Raw genomic sequence first — 19,558 nt, 5'->3', positions numbered from 1 at the left:
CATCAAAATAACGCAAAGTAAACGATGTTCTCACAGTATCAAGGCTTTCTAGCCAAACCACTTATTACCTTCATTGTGTTGGTGATATTCGCGACGACCCCAATTCATGTGTCGGCTTCGGCCATTTTTTATGCTTTTCCTTTAACTGGCACGGCGCAATCTAACAATGTGGTTGATGTGGAGTACACGCCTAATTACGGAGTATGGTTGCTTGATAGCCATGGAAATGTCAGTTTCTATGATGGTGTTCACTACCATTCTCTTTCTCAGTTTTTACCGCTTCCGTCTTATCCCATCTCGCGTATTTCGGCGTTTGATGACTCGCTTTGGTTTATCGCCAATAGCGCTTTGTTTCGCTATGACATTGAATCGAATGCGTTAGAGATAATCCCCTTAGGGGAGTCTGAGTCAGTCACAGATATCGCGTCAGACCCACGCTATTTGTGGGTTTCTACCTCATCAAACTTGTTTCGAATTCCTGTCGCGACATCTTCAGCAGAAAATCTAGGACACATGCCTTTGGCGAGGTTATTTGAGAGCCAAAACAAGGTGATTGGTCTGAGTGAATCAGCATTAATCGATGTTCATACCGGCAAAAAGGTGTTTGCGTTAGCTGATAATGTTTCGGTGAAATCCGCCTATGAAAGTGAGGGTGCACTGTGGCTGGGTTCTCAACAAGGCCTTTTTCACGTTGTCGATGGGACAATATCGTCTCACTTTTTGAAAGATATCTCAGTGAATGTGGTAGAGGAAACCAGCGAAGGTCTGTGGGTCGGGACAGATAGCGGTCTTTATTTAGGTACATCGAGAAGCAATAACGCCATCCAGTTTGAGCACATTGATGGGGAGATTGATGATGAATACAGCTTATCGGGCGAACAGATCTTTGATATTGAGACTGGCCGATCAGGAGACATTTGGTTATCGACAGAAAATGCGCTTAATTATCGTTCGCCAGCGGCACAAAGCGTTCATCGTTTCCCGTTACACGTAATGATGCCGGACTGGGGAGATGCAAGCATTTCGTCAATGGTGACCTTAGGTGATAAATACTATTTAAGTGCCAGAAACAAACTTGTTGCGCTAGATAAAGATCTCAAACCCACTAAGTCCACCAAAATCAACCTTGTGATTGAAAGCATGAGTGCTTTAGATGACCGCCTATGGATAGCTTCTGCCTCTGGGTTAAGTGCGTTGGATCCTGACACCTTGCAACCTCTAGAAAGCATGTCTCCTCCACGATTAGATAACGTATCGATTGACCATGTGATTGCAGACACTCACTCGTTATGGCTTGTTTCTGGCAAGCAGGTTTTTCGCTATTGGCCAGAAAGTAAAACGCTCATCGATTTTGGCTCCGATTGGTCGGATACGCCTAACACTCAACTGAATGCCGTACTAGACCTCGATAAACAGGGGACATGGTTGGGAACCAGTGAAGGTTTACTTTTCTATTTCGATGGTCAGTTTCAAACCAAATTAACGCGAGAAAAAATCGGTATCATAAAGTCTATCAGTATTGATGGCAGTGATAACCTTTGGATGCTGACGGAGCGCGGCGTATTTAGATACAGGATGGATGGCACAGTTGCACCACAGCTCATATTCAACAGTGATATTGAGGCAAGGGCTAAATGTTTTGTATTGTCTGAGCATGCCGCCTTTATTGTGACCACAAAAGGCATTAACCGCATTGATTTAGCATCGTATCAACAGCACTACATCCAGGGAGGCAACCAGACCACTTCAGCGGCTTCGCTGCGCCATCTGTGTCAGATCGAGAATAAAGCGATGTTAATCGCAGGAGACTATGGCGTGTTTTCACTTTCCTTTGAGATGTTAGAAGCTCTATTTGAAGCGCCACTTCGGACTTCGACTATTGGTTCGATATCGGTGAATGGCAGACCATGGAGGCTTGGTGGCACGAATCTGGACAATATCTCTTTGCCAAGCAAAGCTTCGCTGATGATAGACATTGGCAAGATGCCGTTCGGCAAGCACGAAAGCATTGAGTATCGGCTCGATGGCGTTAGCGATGATAATTGGCACACGACCAAAGACCAGCAACTTCTCTTTAGTGCGCTTGAGTCGGGCCGCTATACACTGATGATTAAAGAGCCCATCCAAGGGGGTCAGTCTTCTGAACGAACGTTGATTACGTTAAACGTGGCTGCCCCTTGGTATGAAAGACTTGGGTATGTATTGATCTTAATAATGGGTATGGGAATGCTTGCTATTTGGTATTTCCGAAGAAAAACCGCCATTGTCAAAGCCCACAATGTTCAGCTTCGCCACACTGTTCACCAAAAAGTGATAGAGATAGATAGGCGTCAAATGCTCGCTAAAGGTTCTGATGGTCAAGGTGATGACACAGCGGGTGATATTGTTAAAGCCCCATATATGCCCTCTAATGACGTCACTTTGGACACATCTCTGACCGGGGAGATATTCTCTGAAGAAGCAAGACAGACGGCGGAAGAGTCGAAGCAATGGAAAGAAAGGGCGTTAAGTGAAATTGCTATACATTTCCATAACCCTGATTACTCGCCTACCGTATTGGCTAAAGCGCTCTTTATCTCAGAGCGAAGCTTGCAACGACGGTTTAAGACAGAGTTAGGTTATACCTTTAAAGAAGCATTAATCAGTGCAAGACTAGCCAATGCTAAGCGCATGTTGTCTCAAGGCGATAAGATCACAAATGTAGCAGTAGCATGTGGGTTTAACGAACCGTCTTACTTTACCAAATCTTTCAAAGCAAAGTACGGATGTACGCCATCGCAGTTTCGGGAATTATGTGAAAGTGAGGAGGGGTAGGTAAACAAGGTGGAAAAAAAAGAGCGTGGTATAGCCGACTGACTATACCACGGGCGTCAAAGACACCTTCGCTTGCTGCCGGAGGTGTGTGGGAGTCCCTCACACCATCTGGAATTAACTTGAGTTCATTTAAACGGTTCTCCCTCCCTCACACATAGTAATTTCCCGCCATTATTTCATTCCGATTAAAAAGCCATGTTTTTTTTGCACTGAGTCGAAGATTTCAAAGGGCTAAAAAAGCCATTTGGTGAATTTTTGACGAAATTAACAATATTCTGCCAACGTGGCTAAAACGAATTTTGTTTGATTAGTCGGGAATGGACGCATGAAACGGGATGGAATTTCACGTAGTTGACGTTATTTTTGACGGAATTAACGAGTTCGAGAAAGTGCGTTGCGTCTCTTAGCGAGAAAAGCGCCAATTTTGTTGATCAAAAACAACTTTATTTCTGCAACATTTTGCAATACTTTACCGCAAACGTTTATGATTCTCATTTAGGTTGTGATTATGAAGCTGTCGGAGCTAAAGCCGGGTTTAACGGGGCAGGTGCTGTCGTTATCAAACGTACCTTCTATCCCCCGAAAGAAATTGATGGCGATGGGATTGCTACCAGACACAGAGGTACGCATTATCCGCCTAGCGCCGATGGGTGACCCTATTCAAGTCCGCGTCCGTGGATGTGATATTGCGCTTCGAAAGAGTTTAGCCAGCCAGATTGAGGTAATAAGTCATGACAAGTAAGCAGTTACTTACTGTCGGTAACCCGAATTCCGGAAAAACGACGCTTTTTAATCGATTAACCGGTGGTCGACAGGAGATCGGTAACTGGGCGGGTGTCACCGTGGACAAAAAAACCGGCGCTGCATTGCTTGGTGATGAAAGCTGCGTACTCACCGATCTTCCGGGTATCTATACCCTAGATAATGCCGACGGTGAAAACAGCCTTGATGAGTCGATTGCCATCACGGCACTTTTCTCTCTTCCAAGCGATTTGATTGTCAATGTACTGGACGCCAGTTGTTTAGAGCGAAGCCTTTACCTCACGCTTCAGCTGCGTGAGCTAGGGCGACCGATGGTTGTCGTTTTGAATAAAATGGATGTGGTGGAGCAGCATGGTTTTCGTCTTGATACCGACGAGCTTGCTAGACTGCTTGGCTGTCAGGTCTTCACGGTTACCGCTACGAATCCGTCATCAGTCGACGCATTAAAGTGCTCTCTGGCTGAAAGCATTCGAACGCCATACGATAGCTCAGCACTGACTCTGGATTACGGCAATGACGTTGAATCTGCAATCGCTAAGCTGTCTGGAGGATTAAAGCAAAAAGCCGCAAACTACGAGCGCGCAAAGTCTATTCGTCTGCTGGCAGGTGATCGCGTCTTGCTGAGTCAACTCTCTGCCGAGACCAAGATATTGCTTGATGAGGTTTCTCATCAACAACTAGATCAGACTGATGTTGATCTCGTTATTGCCAATGTGCGTTACTCGCGCGTGGCGCACATTTGTCGTCTGTGTAAAAAGCAGGTCGTTCCACTTAAAGCTCGAATTACCGATGCTATCGATAATGTGGTGTTGAGCCGCTACTTTGGTTTACCCATCTTTTTTCTCATCATGTATCTGATGTTTATGTTTTCGATAAACATCGGTAGTGCATTTATCGATTTCTTTGACATCAGTACCGGCGCGATACTGGTCGACGGCGGGCGCTACTTGCTTGACGAGCACCTTCCTGTTTGGCTTGTGACAATTCTTACTGATGGGGTTGGCGGGGGCATTCAAACTGTGGCCACCTTTATCCCCGTCATTGCCTGTCTCTATCTGTTTATGTCTTTGCTTGAAAGCTCTGGCTATATGGCTCGTGCCGCGTTTGTGCTAGATAAAGCGATGCAGAAAATTGGCTTGCCGGGTAAAGCATTTGTACCGTTGGTCTTAGGATTTGGCTGTAATGTGCCTGCGATCATGGCGACCCGTACTCTTGATCAAGAACGAGAACGCCGATTAGCAGCAGCAATGGCGCCATTTATGTCATGTGGCGCACGTCTACCTGTTTATGCGCTGTTTGCCGCCGCCTTTTTCCCAGAAAACGGACAAAACGTGGTGTTCTTGTTGTATCTGCTAGGCATTGCTATCGCCGTATTTACGGGCGTTGTACTGAGAAATACGCTATATCCCGGGGACAGTGATTCCTTCATGATGGAAATGCCGCGCTACGAATGGCCTCGTATCAAAGACGTGGTGTTGAAAACATGGCACAAACTCAAACGTTTTGTGTTGGGCGCGGGTAAAACCATTGTCGTCGTTGTGACGGTGTTGAGCTTTTTGAACTCGGTGGGGACAGACGGCTCATTTGGTCATCAAGATTCTGAACATTCTGTTTTATCAAAAGTTGCACAAGTCATCACACCTGTCTTTGCGCCTATTGGTATTCAAGAAGATAATTGGCCGGCGACGGTTGGGATTATCACTGGGATCTTTGCAAAAGAAGCGGTTGTCGGTACGCTCAATAATCTTTATTCGACACCAAGCGAAGCGGATACGTCAGACTATGATTTGCTAGCGAGTTTGCAAGAAGCGTTGGAAACCATTCCAGAGAATTTACTGGGGTTAAACTTTGCTGATCCGCTCGGAATAGACGTTGGTGATTTGCCCGATCAGCACGCGGTTGCCGAAGAACAAGAAGTCGATTTGAGTATCTTTGCTAACTTGAGTGTTCACTTTACAGCTGCCAGCGCATTTGCCTATTTGGTGTTTATCTTGCTCTATACACCTTGTGTGGCAGCGATGGGCGCTTATGTCCGTGAATTTGGTCGTCCGTTTGCGGTGTTTATTGCCAGTTGGACCATGCTACTTGCTGTGGTGTGTGCAACTATCGTTTATCAAGCCGCGATGTTAACGGAAACACCTGTCAAAAGTGGTATTTCCATTCTTGGCAGTGTGACCGTGATGGCAGTCGTAATTCATTTACTTCATCGCCATGCAAAACGTAATGCGGCAATGAATGCGGTGGCCTTGTGATACTGACTGAATTGCGTGACTACGTGATTGCTAACCCCCAATGCAGTTTGACGGAAATGGCGGTACACTTTGGGTTGTCGGAAGATGGTATCGACGCAATGTTGAGTGTGTGGGTCAAAAAAGGCCAGCTCAAAACCACGGTTTCCGATTCACGAAATGGCGTTGTTCGCCGGTATCAGTGGGTGTCGGATAAAGAGCTAGGCATTACTGTCATACAGTAAGTGGCTATCAGCTAGAGCGGGTAATCCGCTTATCAGATACACGTAGATACTAAAAAAGCGCGGTGATATTCACACCGCGCTTTTTGTATATTTTGATTGGCTATTTCGCGTTATCTATCAAGATAGATATTGGGCAGATGCTGGTTTCGATACAGACGGTTACGCTGCGATGAAATCGCTGATTTCACTTAAGTGTTGTCGCCATTGAAATGCCATAGCATCTTGATCTTCTTTGTTTCGAGCGATACCGGGTGTATTTCCCCATATAGGACCAGGCCAAGCAATGTCAGATTGAAAGCGGGCGATATGGTGAATATGAAGTTGTGGCACCATATTTCCGAGTGCGCCCATATTCAGCTTGTCTGGGCGGGTAAGAAATTCCAGCTTTGCAGCAAGCAAGGATGATTCACGCATAAACTGTTGCTGATCAGCTTCACTCAGGTGATGCAGTTCGGTAACGCCTACCACTTTGGGTACCAAAATAAACCAAGGCCCAATATCTTCTTTACTCAATAAAACACGACACAGCAAAAAATCCCCCAGCCATGTGGTATCTGCTTCCAAACGCGGATGTAACTCAAACGCCATTTTATTTTCTCTTTTTTCAAAAACTCATTCAAAGCTACTGGCAATTTTGAAAAATGTAAACCAATGACAGAGATTAAACTCTGTGATGATTAGATGAAATGGGTTTGCCTAATTGTCATGGAAAAATCACAAAACCCACTACAACTTGACCAATAGCGCGCCCTTTTTCTGATAAGGGTTTAGGCTAAAGAGAGAGTCACAATCAGAGCCAACATCGTGGGAGCGAGCATGGACTATATAGAAGTGCTGGACTTTTGGTTTGAGGATGCCGAGGCACCACAAACGCATGATTTGATAAAAGCGATGTGGTTTCATGGTGACGAGTGTTCCGACCGTGTTATTCGTGAACGTTTTTTGCCTTACGTTAGCATGGCAGGGGAGGGTAAATTGTCACAGTGGCTAGAAACGCCTTTTGGCGCATTAGCGCAGATTATTTTGCTCGATCAATTCAGTCGCCGTATCTATCGAGGCTTAAGTGCTGCGTTTCGCTATGATGAGTTTGCGTTAGCACTTTGCAAGCGTGGGTTGGCGATTGGTCAGGACCAACAATTGTTGCCGATCCAGCGCGCGTTTTTCTATACGCCACTTCAGCACTCCGAGCACGCAGAAGATCAAGAAGAGGCGCTGTTTAGATTTAGTCAGCTATGTGAATCAGCAGACCAATCAGAGGCGGGCATGTTTGAGAACTTTTATCGACAAGCGCGGAATCATTTTGACATTATTCAGCGCTTTGGACGTTTCCCTCAACGCAATGCCTCTTTAGGTCGGCTATCGACTGAAAATGAGATGTTGTGGTTGGTTGAAGGAGGGGCGAAGTTGAATCAATAGCCTCTGACCTGCGTTATCGCACCAAAGGCATCACTCTATTTCTACCGCGATTTTTTGCATCGTAAAGTGCTTCGTCAGCGCGAGAGACAAACTGCGCACCTTGCTCACCAATAGCAAATTCGGCGATACCGAAAGAGGCGGTGATCGAGTTTATTTTCTGCCCCGAACGTTTGTCGGTAACAGAAAGTCGCTCTAGTGATTTTCGCGTTTTCTCCGCAATTTGATAGGCACCCCGTAGAGACATTTTGGGGAGTAGTATTGAAAATTCCTCACCACCATAACGAAAAATCATTCCGTTGGTTTCGACGCTTTGCTCAAGCCTCTGAGCCACTATCTTAAGGACTTTGTCGCCCATTTGATGACCAAATTCATCGTTAAACGACTTAAAGTGGTCGATATCGACCATCACTAAGCACATTTCGCATTTTTGCTTAAGGTGCTCATCAAGTTCTTGTTCAAAGGCACGTCGGTTGAATGCGCCCGTTAGAGCATCATGAGTGGCTTGCTTTTGATATTCTTTGAGCTGCAGTTTGAGTGAGTCGATTTCTGATTTTTGCGATGATACCTGCAATTGGTATTGAGAGGTTGCTTGCAGTAAATGCTGTGATCCTTTGAGCACATCTTGAAGCACAACTTGGCTTTCACCGCTGATGTCGGATTGACTTTTCACATCTTCAAGCCGGCTAACCGAAGAGTTAAGAATGTTCTGGAACGCTTGAGTGTCTTGCACCGTATCGTCAATAGAATGGCCTAAGTCAGCGGCAAGGCTTTCCAACTTCTTCCGAAAGCTGTCGACTTCTCGTTTTGCATCATCAAGCAGGTAGGATTCGATCAGGGTATCGCAGTGCCCTTTGGAGCATTGACCAAAGCGTTCGACCGTCTCATCAACCGCTCGGTTAAGTTGTGGATGAGTTCCAGCACAATAGGTATACCAAAGCGAAAAATAGTGGGGGGTAGTAGGTACTTTGTACTTCACCATCAATGGCACGGCACGCTTGAAAATCTTTGTTGCTTCGAAAAAAACGTAATCGCTCATGCACCATCCCTTAGTACAACCTGTGTCACTTATGATACAAGAAACACAGTGAGTTTGATGCATTCACGCAAAAAAAAGCCCCATTCATTTATGAATGAGGCTCAAACTTTTCACACGTAATTAGTTGGTAATGATTACATGCGTTCTAGCGTGTTAATACCAAGAAGATCAAGACCTTGTTTGATGGTTCTTGCAGTCAGTGCTGCAAGTTTCAAGCGGCTTTGTTTTGTGTCACCCTCGGCATTGAGGATAGGGCAGGCTTCATAGAAGCTAGAGAATGTCCCGGCCAGCTCAAACAGATAGCCACACATGATATGAGGCTGACCTTCACGCGCGACAGATTGAACAGCTTCTTCAAATTGCAGCAACTTAGACACGAGTGCTTTCTCTTTGTCGTCAGCAATGATGATATCGCCTTGTACTGAGTCAGCTTCGATGCCTGCTTTGTTAAAGATAGAAGCAACGCGTGTGTAGGCATACTGCATATAAGGTGCAGTATTGCCCTCAAATGCAAGCATGTTGTCCCAATCGAAGATGTAGTCAGTGGTGCGGTGCTTAGACAGCTCTGAATACTTCACGGCAGCCATGGCAACGGTGTTGGCGATGTTCGCTTTTTCGTCTGCTGGCATTTCAGGATTTTTTTCTTCAATCAGTTTGGCTGCACGCACTTCTGCTTCGTCAAGTAGATCCGCTAGACGAACGGTGCCACCAGCACGGGTCTTAAACGGACGACCATCTTTCCCTAGCATCATGCCAAATGCGTGGTGCTCTAGGCTCATTGACTCAGGGATATAGCCCGCTTTACGCACAATCGCCCATGCTTGCATCAAGTGCTGGTGTTGGCGAGAATCGATGAAATACAGAACACGATCGGCATTAAAGGTTTCGTAACGGTATTTGGCACAGGCAATATCGGTTGTGGTGTACAAGAAACCGCCGTCACGCTTTTGGATGATCACACCCATAGGTTCGCCGTCTTTGTTCTTGTACTCATTCAAGAACACAACCATTGCGCCATCGCTTTCTACCGCCAGACCTTTCTCTTTAAGATCCGCCACGATACCTGCCAACATGCTGTTGTACATGCTTTCACCCATTACGTCTTTGTTAGTCAAAGATACGTTCAGGCGATCGTAGTTACGCTGGTTTTGTTCAAGGGTGATTTTGACCAGAGTCTGCCATTTTTCTTTGCAGTATTCGTCACCGCTTTGAAGGCGAACTACGTAGTTACGTGCGGTTTTTGCAAATTCTTCGTCTTCGTCGTAAAGCGTCTTTGATTCACGGTAGAAGCTTTCGATGTCGCTCAAATCCATTGAGATGTCGCCACCTTGTGCTTCATGGCGTTCAAGGTTTGCGATCAACATGCCGAACTGCGTACCCCAGTCACCCAGGTGGTTGGCACGAATGACGTTGTGACCCAAAAATTCAAGCGTACGAACAACCGCATCACCGATAATGGTTGAACGAAGGTGACCAACGTGCATTTCTTTTGCGACGTTAGGCGCTGAGTAATCTACAACGATGTTCTGTTTGTTATCTTCAGCCACACCAAGGCGGCTATCTGCCAGCGCGAGGCCTGCTTGTTCACCGAGCCACTCTGGACTAAGGAAGATATTGATAAAGCCTGGGCCTGCGATTTCGGTTTTTGATGCAATGCCGTCAAGGTCTAAAACATCTAACACTTTCTGTGCGAAATCACGTGGGTTTCCACCCAGCTTTTTAGCAACGCCCATGATGCCGTTTGCTTGATAGTCACCAAATTGTGGCTTCGCCGACTGGCGAACTGCAGCTGGGCTGCCTTCTGGTGCACCTGCTGCGACCATAGCAGCCGATACTTTTTCATTGAGAAGGGCTTGAATATTCACGTGCTTACCTTAATTTTGATACCCGATTAACAGTGCGTGATAGTTGACCACGATCACGACGATGGGCTTACTTGCTTTGGTACTAAAGCAAAAATCCGTCAACGATACCCAATGATAAATGCTCATTGCGGGGCATGGTTGACGCCTTTAATACCGCGCTTTCGACACCAAAAACGAGTGCAGATTGATAGGCGTAATAATACCCACAAATAGGCGTGGTTTGAAACCAAAATCCCGTTAAATGCCTTCAATTCATTGTCGCTGGGTTGTGTTCATTTCCTTGCAGCGTATTTCTGGAGAAATTTCACTCATTCAATAACGTGTTGGTAATCGTTTTGTGGGGATGGGATACTTTGCATGATTTCCACGACTAACACAGAGATTTCCATGTCGGCACTTACCGTTGATCAGCTTTTCTCCTCACTTGACTCTTTTAGCCTTCGTATAGACGTATTATTGGAAATGCTGGGTATCGATCTCGCTTCTTATGAAGCTGACCATATTGCACTTCGTGTCAATGAGGTTGATCTTGCCCTGCAACTGCACCAAGCGTGGTTGGCATATGGCGATGAAATCTCTGTGAACACCATTAATGGTCGCCCTATTGTGGTAATCAAGGTGCATGACAGTGTGTCTTTCGGGCAGTGGAAAACGCATTGTGTGGAGCTTCCGTATCCGAGTGAAAAAACCTATCCAGAAGAAGGATGGGAGCATGCAGAATGGGTGATACCTTCCGATGCAGTCACCCCAGAAGCGCTATTGGATGACGTATTTTGTCTGTTTCCTGAATTGAAAGCACGTTGGGAAACACTGAGCGAGATGGGCGTAAAGGTGAAGCTCAGTTCACCATCAGGGGAGGGTGAACGCCTTGCTAATCCGACCGTTGCATTTAAAGCCAATGGCGTTTGTGTGAAGTTACATCCTGTTTCGCTTGAGCAAGTGATTGAAAGCGAAAAGTAGCATTGAGAATCTACTGAAACAGATGTAAAAAAAGGGGCATATCATGCCCCTTAATTGTTATATATGGGTGTTTCTTGAAACTACAGAATCACAGTCTTATTACCGTAGACAAAGACTTTGTCTTCTAGCACTTGACTCAGTGCGGTACTGAGTACCGTCTTTTCCACATCACGTCCTGCTTTCACCATGTCTTCAGCGCTGAAAGTGTGGTCAACATGCCTGATGTTCTGCTCAATGATTGGCCCTTCATCAAGATCGTTCGTGACGAAATGCGCGGTTGCGCCGATGATCTTTACACCACGGTGGTAAGCCTGATGATAAGGGCGAGCACCAATGAATGCGGGTAAGAAGCTGTGGTGGATATTGATGATTTGACGATGATAGTGCGCAACAAAACTTGGCGTGAGTACGCGCATGAATTTCGCCAAAACGACGTAATCGGGTGTGTAGGCGTCGACGATCTCAATCACTTTATTTTCATGTTCTTCACGTTCCATGCCTTCGTGGCTGACGAAATGGAACGGAATATCGAATTTCGTTGTCAGTGCTGCAAGCGTCTCGTGATTGCCCACGACTGCTGAAATTTCAACATCTAACGAGCCGTCATAGGCTTTCATTAGAATATCACCCAGACAATGGGATTCTTTGGTGACCAGAATAACGATGCGTTTGCGACGTTTGCTATCAACCAAACTGCGATGGCTACCTGCTGGTAGTGCTTGATCAATATCCATCAAGAAGGTTTCATCATTAAAGATGCCCTCTAGCTCGGTGCGCATAAAGAACTGCCCCGTGCTGTGGTCAACATACTCATTATTATGAATAATATTGAGCTGATGTTTGTAACAGATGTTGGTGATTTTGGCGATAAGGCCTTGTGCGTCGGGACAATCCGTCAGCAGAGTTTTTCTTTCCATAGAAGTGTGGATCTCGCGAAATAGTGATTTTTGCTATTCATCACGTTTTACGCTGATTTTGTTTCAAGGTCAAAACCTCACGTGACGCTCTTTTGATGTATCGCAATTTGGCGGATAAAGGTTGAACACTCGCTTTGCGTTTTCACCCGTAGCAGACGCGAGCGATTGTTGGCATAATGCGATGCTTTCAACCACTGTATAAATGACCAATGATTTCGAAGGTTTTCTCCACAGACGGCGCCCTTGCTCGCGCGATAAAGGGTTTTCAACCGCGCCAGCCCCAGACAGACATGGCGCTGTCGGTCGAACGCGCCATTAAAGACGGCACGCAATTGGTCGTCGAGGCGGGAACAGGTACGGGTAAAACCTATGCGTATTTGGTGCCAGCCTTATTAAGCGGCAAGAAAACCATCGTCAGCACGGGTTCCAAAAACCTTCAAGAGCAATTGTTTCACCGTGACTTGCCATTAATGGTGGATACGCTCGGCTTTACGGGTCGTGTCGCGCTACTGAAAGGGCGGGCGAATTACCTGTGCCCTGAAAGACTCAGTCGTCAAATGATTGAAAGTCACGATGGACAGTCAGATCCTAAATTGCTCACCCAGTTGGTCAAAGTACGGGGTTGGTCATCGGAAACTAAAACCGGTGATTTGGGTGAATGTGATGATCTTGCTGAAGACAGCCCGATTATTCCTACCATCACGTCAACGAACGACAATTGCTTGGGGAAAGAATGCCCAAGCTACCAAGATTGCTTTGTGGTCAAGGCGCGTAAGCGGGCTTTGGATGCAGATTTGGTGGTGGTAAACCACCATCTTTTTCTTGCGGATTTAGCCATTAAAGAAACAGGCTTTGGTGAGTTAATTCCTGAAGCCGAAGTGTTCATCTTCGATGAAGCCCACCAAATCCCCGACATAGCCAGTCAGTACTTTGGGCAAAGTTTGTCGAGCCGACAAATCCAAGAGCTAGCAAAAGACATTCATATTGCCTATCGCACCGAACTTCGTGATACCAAACAGTTAGATAAAGTGGCGGACAGGTTGTCTCATGCAGGCTCAGATCTTCGTATTGTGCTGGGCGAGCCAGGCTTTCGTGGAAACTGGCGCGAGATAAGCGCTTCACCTGCGGTGGCACGTGAGTTAGTGAGATTAGCCGATGCACTGACTCTCGCCTATGACGTGATTAAATTGTCCTTAGGTCGCAGCCAATTGCTCGATGCCGCGTTTGAGCGCACAACGATGCTAAAATCCAGACTTGAACGATTAAGCGACACCACCATTCCGGGCTATTCCTATTGGTATGAGTGCAGCCGCAATCACTTCAGCTTAAATATCACGCCGTTATCCGTGGCGGAAAAATTTCGCGAACAAATACAACAACAGCAAGGTGCGTGGATATTCACATCCGCCACGCTGGCAGTGAATGACGATTTTAGCCACTTCAGTCATCGCCTTGGCATTGAGCCCACCGAGCAGTTTACGCTGCCGAGTCCATTTGACTATGAAACGCAGGCCATTTTATGTGTCCCGCGTTTCTTGCCTGAACCCAATAGCTATGGTTTGGCGGATAAGCTGGTGGAAATGCTCCTCCCCTTGATTGAACAGAATGAAGGGCGCTGCTTTTTCTTGTGTACCTCTCACCAAATGGTACGAGATTTGTCAGAGCGTTTTCGCGAACAACTCTCTTTACCTGTGCTGGTGCAAGGTGAAACGTCGAAGCAAAAGTTATTGGCCGAATTCTTGGAAATGGGCAATGCGCTCTTGGTCGCAACAGGCGCATTCTGGGAAGGTATTGACGTTAGAGGGCAGGCACTGAGCTGTGTTATTATTGACAAATTGCCTTTTACAGCGCCGGATGACCCGCTGCTGAAAGCACGAATTGAAGACTGTCGACTGCAAGGTGGGGATCCATTCTCCCAGGTTCAGATACCGGATGCGGTGATCACGCTAAAGCAAGGGGTAGGGCGACTTATCCGAGACAGAAGCGATCACGGCGCGCTGATTATTTGTGATAACCGCTTGGTGAGTAGGCAATACGGCGAGACGTTTTTGCGCAGTTTGCCGCCTATCCCGAGAACGCGGGATCTGGCAAAAGTCGGCGAGTTTCTCGCGGCCATTGAATCGAACGAATAAGGGCGCTGCTATAAAGCAGTGCTTGCTAATAACAGACAAATAACAACGATGTTGCTGGTATTGCAGCAACACCCGAGGCGTAAATGACATCTATAATTCTTGCCGTGGATACGGCGACTGAAAACTGCTCTGTAGCATTGAAAGTAGGTAACGAGACGATTTCTCGCTGTGAAATCGCCCCGCGTGAGCATACAACCAAGATTCTCCCTATGGTTGATAGTGTGCTTGCAGAAGCAGGCTTGAAACTTAATCAGCTGGATGCGTTAGCATTTGGTCGTGGCCCGGGTAGCTTCACCGGTGTGCGTATCGGGATTGGTATTGCACAAGGTTTGGCATTCGGTGCTAATTTGCCGATGGTGGGTGTTTCTACGTTGGCTGCAATGGCGCAGCAGGCTTATCGTCGCAATCAAGCGAACAATGTCCTTGCGACCATTGATGCTCGCATGAATGAAATCTATGTGGGTGGCTATCAGCGCTTAGAAAACGGCGACTGGAAACGTGTGGTTGAAGAGGCTGTTTTACCGCCAGATCATTTTAGACCTACACTGTCAGAAGATAAGTGGTTTACGGCAGGAACTGGGTGGCAAGCTTACCCAGATCTGGCAAGCCAGCTACACTTAGAAACAACAGATAGCGGCGTCTTGTACCCTGAAGCGGAAGACATGCTTATTCTTGCGCATCATGCGCTTGAGCGTGGTGAGGCGGTGGATGCAGAGCATGCAAGCCCTGTTTATCTGCGTGACACGGTAGCGTGGAAAAAGCTGCCAGGTCGCGAATAACCTCTGCATTTCTGTTTGCAGAAAGGATAGGACGAGCCGAGAAGAGCAGCGATGGTTTCAATTCATGGATTACCGCAACCGATACAACGTCCTAGCAATGCTGGACGTAAGAAATCACAAAAGGCATCCAATAGCGCTGAAGTTACTCAGCCGTCTGTGGTTGCTAAAGCGGTAAGTCAGGGGATTCGTCATCCTGAGCTGGCACAAGATGCCCATCAACAGATCCATTATGATGTTCCCGATGGTCGAAGCCGACATGCACTCCTTTCTTATATGGAAGTGAAAAATCAGGCTCGACGAGAAGAGATTATGGCTTTGTTTGGTGTGGATGTTTTCGTATGAAATCGTGCTAATTTCAACTCCTCGTACCACTTAACTAACCCCGACTGTGATAGGCTTCGCGCCCTCTGAAAGAGGTGCGAAGCCTATACGGCATTCAGCAGCTCATCATGGTATTACAAGAAAAACAATTTGCAGTGAGGTTTGGCAATCTCGCGGCACAGGTTTGTCTCACTGACAGTCCAAAACCCATCTTGCTCATGTTGCATGGATGGCAGGACAACAGTGGAAGCTTCGAACCTCTCGCACCACTTCTTACCGAACATGTTGACCTTGTGATGCCAGATTGGCCTGGCCATGGTTTATCCGATCACAAAGGCGCGGACAGCTTCTACCCTTTTTTTGACTATGTGGATGATCTTCATCAGCTGATTTTACAGCTGAGTGATAAACCTATCTTTTTGGTTGGTCATTCCTTAGGGGCATTAGTGGCTTCTTGTTGGAGTGCTGCGTTCCCAGAACGTGCAAAAGGGTTGGTGATGATTGAGGCGCTAGGCCCAATGTCAGAGCGTGATGACAAGGTGGTAGATCGCCTTCGTCATGGCGTTGAAAGCCGCTTGAAAATGAAAGTACCAAGAACTTTACCGTCACTGGATGCGGCATTGAAACTCCGCCGGGGTATCAACAAAGTATCGATTGAAGATTTAACGCCGTTGGTGACACGTGGAATACAGCAAGTGGGTGAGGAATGGCGCTGGAGACACGACGCCAAACTGAAAACAGACTCGATTTATCGTATGTCTACTCACCATGCAGAGCACCTGATCAAAGGCATACAATGTCCGGTTCTCGCTATTATTGGCGAAGACGGATACCCAGAACTACGCAGCCCACTTGCTGAACAGCGCAAAGAGTGGTTTAAGAACCTGACGGTTGAGATGGTAGAAGGTACGCACCACTGCCATCTTCAAAGTCAGCAGAAAACAGCTGCACTGATTATTGATTTTGTGACCAAGCTACATCTCACAATGCGTGATGATGTTAATTGATTGTTACTCATGGTCTAATTGGGCGTTAAAACGCTCGTTTGAATTTTTGCTTCTGACGTGGGCCAAGACTCACGATACAAAATAGGAGAGATCACGTGGAAAAGGTTTGGCATCACCGCTACCCATCAGATGTACCAGCGGAAATTTCACCTAATATGTACCCATCCTTGGTGGAAATGTTCGAAAAATCGGTGCAAAAATATGCCGACCAAACTGCCTTTATCAACATGGGGCAGGTGATGACATTTCGTAAGCTGGAAGAGCGCAGCCGTGCGTTTGCAGCTTATTTGCAAAATGATCTTGGTCTGAAAAAAGGTGATCGTGTCGCCGTAATGATGCCGAACTTGCTGCAGTACCCTATTGCATTGTTTGGTATTTTGCGCGCAGGTTGTGTGGTGGTGAACGTGAACCCACTGTATACCCCGCGCGAGCTTGAGCATCAATTAAATGACTCTGGCGCTGCTGCTATCGTTATCGTGTCGAACTTCGCCCACACGTTGGAAAAAGTCGTTGATAACACCAGCGTTCGTCACGTTATTTTGACCAGCCTTGGCGATCAATTACCACGTGCAAAAGGTACCTTGGTGAACTTCGTGGTGAAATACATCAAGAAGATGGTGCCCAAGTACAGCCTTCCACATGCGACGTCTATGCGCCTCGCGCTGAAAAAAGGCCGTCGTATGCAATACGTTAAACCCTTTATGACGGGGGATGACATCGCATTCTTGCAATATACCGGCGGTACTACAGGGGTGGCGAAGGGCGCGGTACTAACGCACAAGAATATGCTGGCCAACGTTGACCAAGCGAAAGCGATGTACGCGCCAGTATTGGTAGAAGGACGCGAATTGGTGGTAACGGCACTGCCGCTTTATCACGTGTTTGCGTTAACCGTAAACTGTTTGTTGTTCATTGAAATGGGCGGTCAAAACCTGCTAATCACTAACCCTCGTGATATTCCTGCGTTCGTGAAAGAGCTGAAGCAGCATCCATTCACCGCCATCACGGGTGTGAATACGCTGTTCAATGCCATGCTCAACAATGAAGATTTCCACGAGTTAGATTTCTCGAAACTTAGTCTCACCGTCGGCGGCGGCATGGCGGTTCAGCGCGCGGTCGCTGAGCAATGGAAGAAGCTGACAGGTAAGCATTTGTTGGAAGGTTACGGCCTGACCGAATGTTCACCGCTAGTGGCCGCTTATCCTTACGATCTGAAAGAGTACAATGGTTCGATTGGTTTGCCTGTGCCATCTACTGATGTCCGCATCGTCGATGACGAAGGCAATGTCGTGGCGAACGATCAAGTTGGTGAGTTGCAAGTGAAAGGCCCGCAAGTGATGCAGGGTTATTGGCAGCGCCCAGAAGCGACCAAAGAAGTACTGACTGATGATGGTTGGTTGTCGACTGGCGATGTGGTGAAGTTTGATGACGATGGCTTCTTGCACATTGTTGATCGCAAGAAAGACATGATTTTGGTCTCAGGTTTTAACGTGTACCCCAACGAGATCGAAGATGTTGTGGCACTGCATGGCAAAGTGTTGGAGGTGGCGGCCATTGGTCAGCCTCATGAAACCTCCGGTGAAATCGTTAAAATCTGCGTTGTTAAGCGTGATCCAAGCCTGACCAAAGAAGAGTTGTTAGCGCATTGTCGCGAATACCTCACTGGCTACAAAGTCCCTAAAATTATTGAATTTCGTGATGATTTGCCGAAAACCAATGTGGGTAAAATCTTGCGTCGTGCACTGCGCGAAGAGCAGGAAGCCAAGCAGGAAGCAAATAAAGCGGAAGCATAACGCGCCCGTGCGCTTTGAAGTTGAAGCGCGTACAATGAGGCATATGCCTTTGAAAACATGCTGGCTTACGCCAGCATGTTCGTTTTTGGTCTTCGCAACATTAGGTAAGGCTTTCGGGCGCCAAACAAAATACGGATGACAGTGTGAACTTTGAAATTGTAACTGAGCTATCCCATCTCGAACGAGTATGTGAACAGGCGAGAAAAGTGCCAGCTGTAATGCTGGATACTGAATTTGTGCGCACGCGAACCCTTTATCCAAGATTGGGTCTTATCCAGCTTTATGATGGAGAGACCTTGTCACTGATCGACCCGATCAAACTGGACGATATGTCACCGTTATGGGCGCTGCTTACTGATGAATCAGTGATCAAAGTCCTGCACGCATGCAGTGAAGATTTGGAAGTGTTTCACCATTATTCTGGTGTGATGCCGACGCCGATGGTCGATACACAAATCATGGCGGCTTTTTTAGGGCATGGTCTTTCAACGGGCTTTGCTGCGTTGGTGGACGAGTATTTACAAGTATCGTTGGATAAAGGTGAAGCTCGTACCGATTGGTGCGCACGTCCTCTGTCTGACAAACAGCTTGAATATGCTGCTGCTGATGTTTTCTACCTGTGGCCGCTGTATCATTTGTTGGCTGAACGCGTTGCTGACGCAGGTTGGAATGAAGCGGTTAACCAAGAGTGTAACTTGTTGGTGAGTAAGCGCGGTAAAACGCCGGATCCAGAAAAAGCCTACCTCGATATTAAAAACGCTTGGCAGCTTCGCCCTCAGCAATTGGCTGTGTTGAAAAAGCTGGCAAGTTGGCGTTTACGTGAAGCGCGCCGTCGCGATTTAGCACTGAATTTCGTGGTGAAAGAGCTGCACCTTTGGAAGATGGCGCGGTTTGATATTCGTTCGTTGGATAAAATGGTGGATGAAGGCTTTGATCGTTTTGAAGTTGAACGCCATGGCAGCCGTCTACTTCGCATGGTCAGCGAGCTTGATACATTGCCGGAAGAACATTACCCAGAGGCGATTGTTCGTTTAGTCGACATGCCTGGCTACAAGCAAATGGTTAAAGAGATCAAAGATCAGACCAATGCAGTGGCAGAACAATTGGGGGTTGTACCTGAATTTGTTGGGTCAAAAAAACAAATTCATCAGGTCTTAAAATGGGCATGGGTTAACGGCAGAAACCCTGAAAAAATGCCCGATCTGTTGTCTGGTTGGCGTAAAGCTTACGTGGAAGACAGAGTATTACCCTTGTTGAAATAAGCATAAAAAACCGGCGAAAGC

16 protein-coding genes are annotated in these 19,558 nt (G+C 46.9%); 12 read left to right on the top strand and 4 right to left on the bottom strand.

Features of this window, described 5'->3' with window-relative positions; translation table 11 throughout:
- Positions 1-24: 24 nt before the first annotated feature.
- From ACED36_RS09425 to ACED36_RS09410, 4 genes are all read left to right on the top strand, one after another.
- Positions 25-2,814, top strand: coding sequence for a helix-turn-helix domain-containing protein (locus tag ACED36_RS09425; protein WP_371733153.1), 2,790 nt, complete (start codon positions 25-27; stop codon positions 2,812-2,814).
- 508 nt (positions 2,815-3,322) lie between these two features.
- Positions 3,323-3,556 carry a ferrous iron transport protein A gene (locus tag ACED36_RS09420; protein WP_371733152.1) on the top strand — a complete coding sequence of 78 codons (234 nt, stop codon included), beginning with the start codon at positions 3,323-3,325 and terminating at the stop codon, positions 3,554-3,556.
- A complete protein-coding gene (gene feoB, locus ACED36_RS09415) occupies positions 3,546-5,828 on the top strand; it encodes a Fe(2+) transporter permease subunit FeoB (protein WP_371733151.1) in 2,283 nt (760 codons plus the stop codon). Before ACED36_RS09420 ends, feoB begins: the two co-directional genes overlap by 11 nt.
- Positions 5,825-6,049 (top strand): FeoC-like transcriptional regulator, encoded by a 225-nt coding sequence (locus ACED36_RS09410; protein WP_016961093.1) that lies wholly within the window; start codon positions 5,825-5,827, stop codon positions 6,047-6,049. The genes feoB and ACED36_RS09410 overlap by 4 nt, the downstream gene beginning before the upstream one ends.
- 159 nt (positions 6,050-6,208) lie before the next feature.
- On the opposite strand, the gene ACED36_RS09405 is transcribed toward ACED36_RS09410, so the two are convergent.
- The gene (locus tag ACED36_RS09405; RefSeq protein WP_016961094.1) at positions 6,209-6,637 is read right to left on the bottom strand and encodes an HIT domain-containing protein; all 429 of its coding nucleotides are present in this window, start codon (positions 6,635-6,637) and stop codon (positions 6,209-6,211) included.
- Positions 6,638-6,865: 228 nt separating this feature from the next.
- On the opposite strand from ACED36_RS09405, the gene ACED36_RS09400 reads away from it, so the two are divergent.
- A complete protein-coding gene (locus tag ACED36_RS09400; RefSeq protein WP_016961095.1) occupies positions 6,866-7,465 on the top strand; it encodes a DUF924 family protein in 600 nt (199 codons plus the stop codon).
- Between the two features lie 13 nt (positions 7,466-7,478).
- Here the strand turns inward: ACED36_RS09400 and ACED36_RS09395 are convergent, their stop codons facing one another.
- Positions 7,479-8,501, bottom strand: coding sequence for a GGDEF domain-containing protein (locus ACED36_RS09395; RefSeq protein ID WP_016961096.1), 1,023 nt, complete (start codon positions 8,499-8,501; stop codon positions 7,479-7,481).
- Between the two features lie 134 nt (positions 8,502-8,635).
- A complete protein-coding gene (argS, locus tag ACED36_RS09390; RefSeq protein ID WP_016961097.1) occupies positions 8,636-10,366 on the bottom strand; it encodes an arginine--tRNA ligase in 1,731 nt (576 codons plus the stop codon).
- A gap of 357 nt (positions 10,367-10,723) precedes the next feature.
- On the opposite strand from argS, the gene ACED36_RS09385 reads away from it, so the two are divergent.
- The gene (locus ACED36_RS09385; RefSeq protein WP_016961098.1) at positions 10,724-11,326 is read left to right on the top strand and encodes a VOC family protein; all 603 of its coding nucleotides are present in this window, start codon (positions 10,724-10,726) and stop codon (positions 11,324-11,326) included.
- 80 nt (positions 11,327-11,406) lie between these two features.
- On the opposite strand, the gene purU is transcribed toward ACED36_RS09385, so the two are convergent.
- Positions 11,407-12,243: a formyltetrahydrofolate deformylase gene (purU, locus tag ACED36_RS09380; protein ID WP_016961099.1), complete on the bottom strand. Its 837-nt coding sequence runs from the start codon at positions 12,241-12,243 to the stop codon at positions 11,407-11,409.
- 209 nt (positions 12,244-12,452) lie between these two features.
- Between purU and ACED36_RS09375 the strand changes: the two genes are divergently transcribed.
- The 6 genes from ACED36_RS09375 to rnd all read left to right on the top strand — a co-directional run bounded on the left by ACED36_RS09375 (position 12,453) and on the right by rnd (position 19,537).
- A complete protein-coding gene (locus tag ACED36_RS09375; protein ID WP_016961100.1) occupies positions 12,453-14,375 on the top strand; it encodes an ATP-dependent DNA helicase in 1,923 nt (640 codons plus the stop codon).
- 83 nt (positions 14,376-14,458) lie between these two features.
- Positions 14,459-15,154 (top strand): tRNA (adenosine(37)-N6)-threonylcarbamoyltransferase complex dimerization subunit type 1 TsaB, encoded by a 696-nt coding sequence (gene tsaB / locus ACED36_RS09370; RefSeq protein WP_016961101.1) that lies wholly within the window; start codon positions 14,459-14,461, stop codon positions 15,152-15,154.
- A 51-nt stretch (positions 15,155-15,205) separates the two neighbouring features.
- Positions 15,206-15,496 carry a hypothetical protein gene (locus ACED36_RS09365; RefSeq protein ID WP_016961102.1) on the top strand — a complete coding sequence of 97 codons (291 nt, stop codon included), beginning with the start codon at positions 15,206-15,208 and terminating at the stop codon, positions 15,494-15,496.
- Between the two features lie 107 nt (positions 15,497-15,603).
- On the top strand, positions 15,604-16,482 hold the full coding sequence (locus ACED36_RS09360; protein ID WP_016961103.1) for an alpha/beta fold hydrolase: 879 nt from the start codon (positions 15,604-15,606) through the stop codon (positions 16,480-16,482).
- A 95-nt stretch (positions 16,483-16,577) separates the two neighbouring features.
- Positions 16,578-18,275 (top strand): long-chain-fatty-acid--CoA ligase FadD, encoded by a 1,698-nt coding sequence (fadD, locus tag ACED36_RS09355; RefSeq protein ID WP_016961104.1) that lies wholly within the window; start codon positions 16,578-16,580, stop codon positions 18,273-18,275.
- Between the two features lie 143 nt (positions 18,276-18,418).
- Positions 18,419-19,537, top strand: a complete 1,119-nt coding sequence (gene rnd, locus ACED36_RS09350) for a ribonuclease D (protein ID WP_029486578.1) — start codon at positions 18,419-18,421, stop codon at positions 19,535-19,537.
- Positions 19,538-19,558: the final 21 nt, after the last annotated feature.

Source organism: Enterovibrio sp. FF113, assembly GCF_041439165.1.
Classification (GTDB): domain Bacteria; phylum Pseudomonadota; class Gammaproteobacteria; order Enterobacterales; family Vibrionaceae; genus Enterovibrio; species Enterovibrio norvegicus_A.
This window is presented reverse-complemented; position numbering and strand designations above follow the sequence as displayed.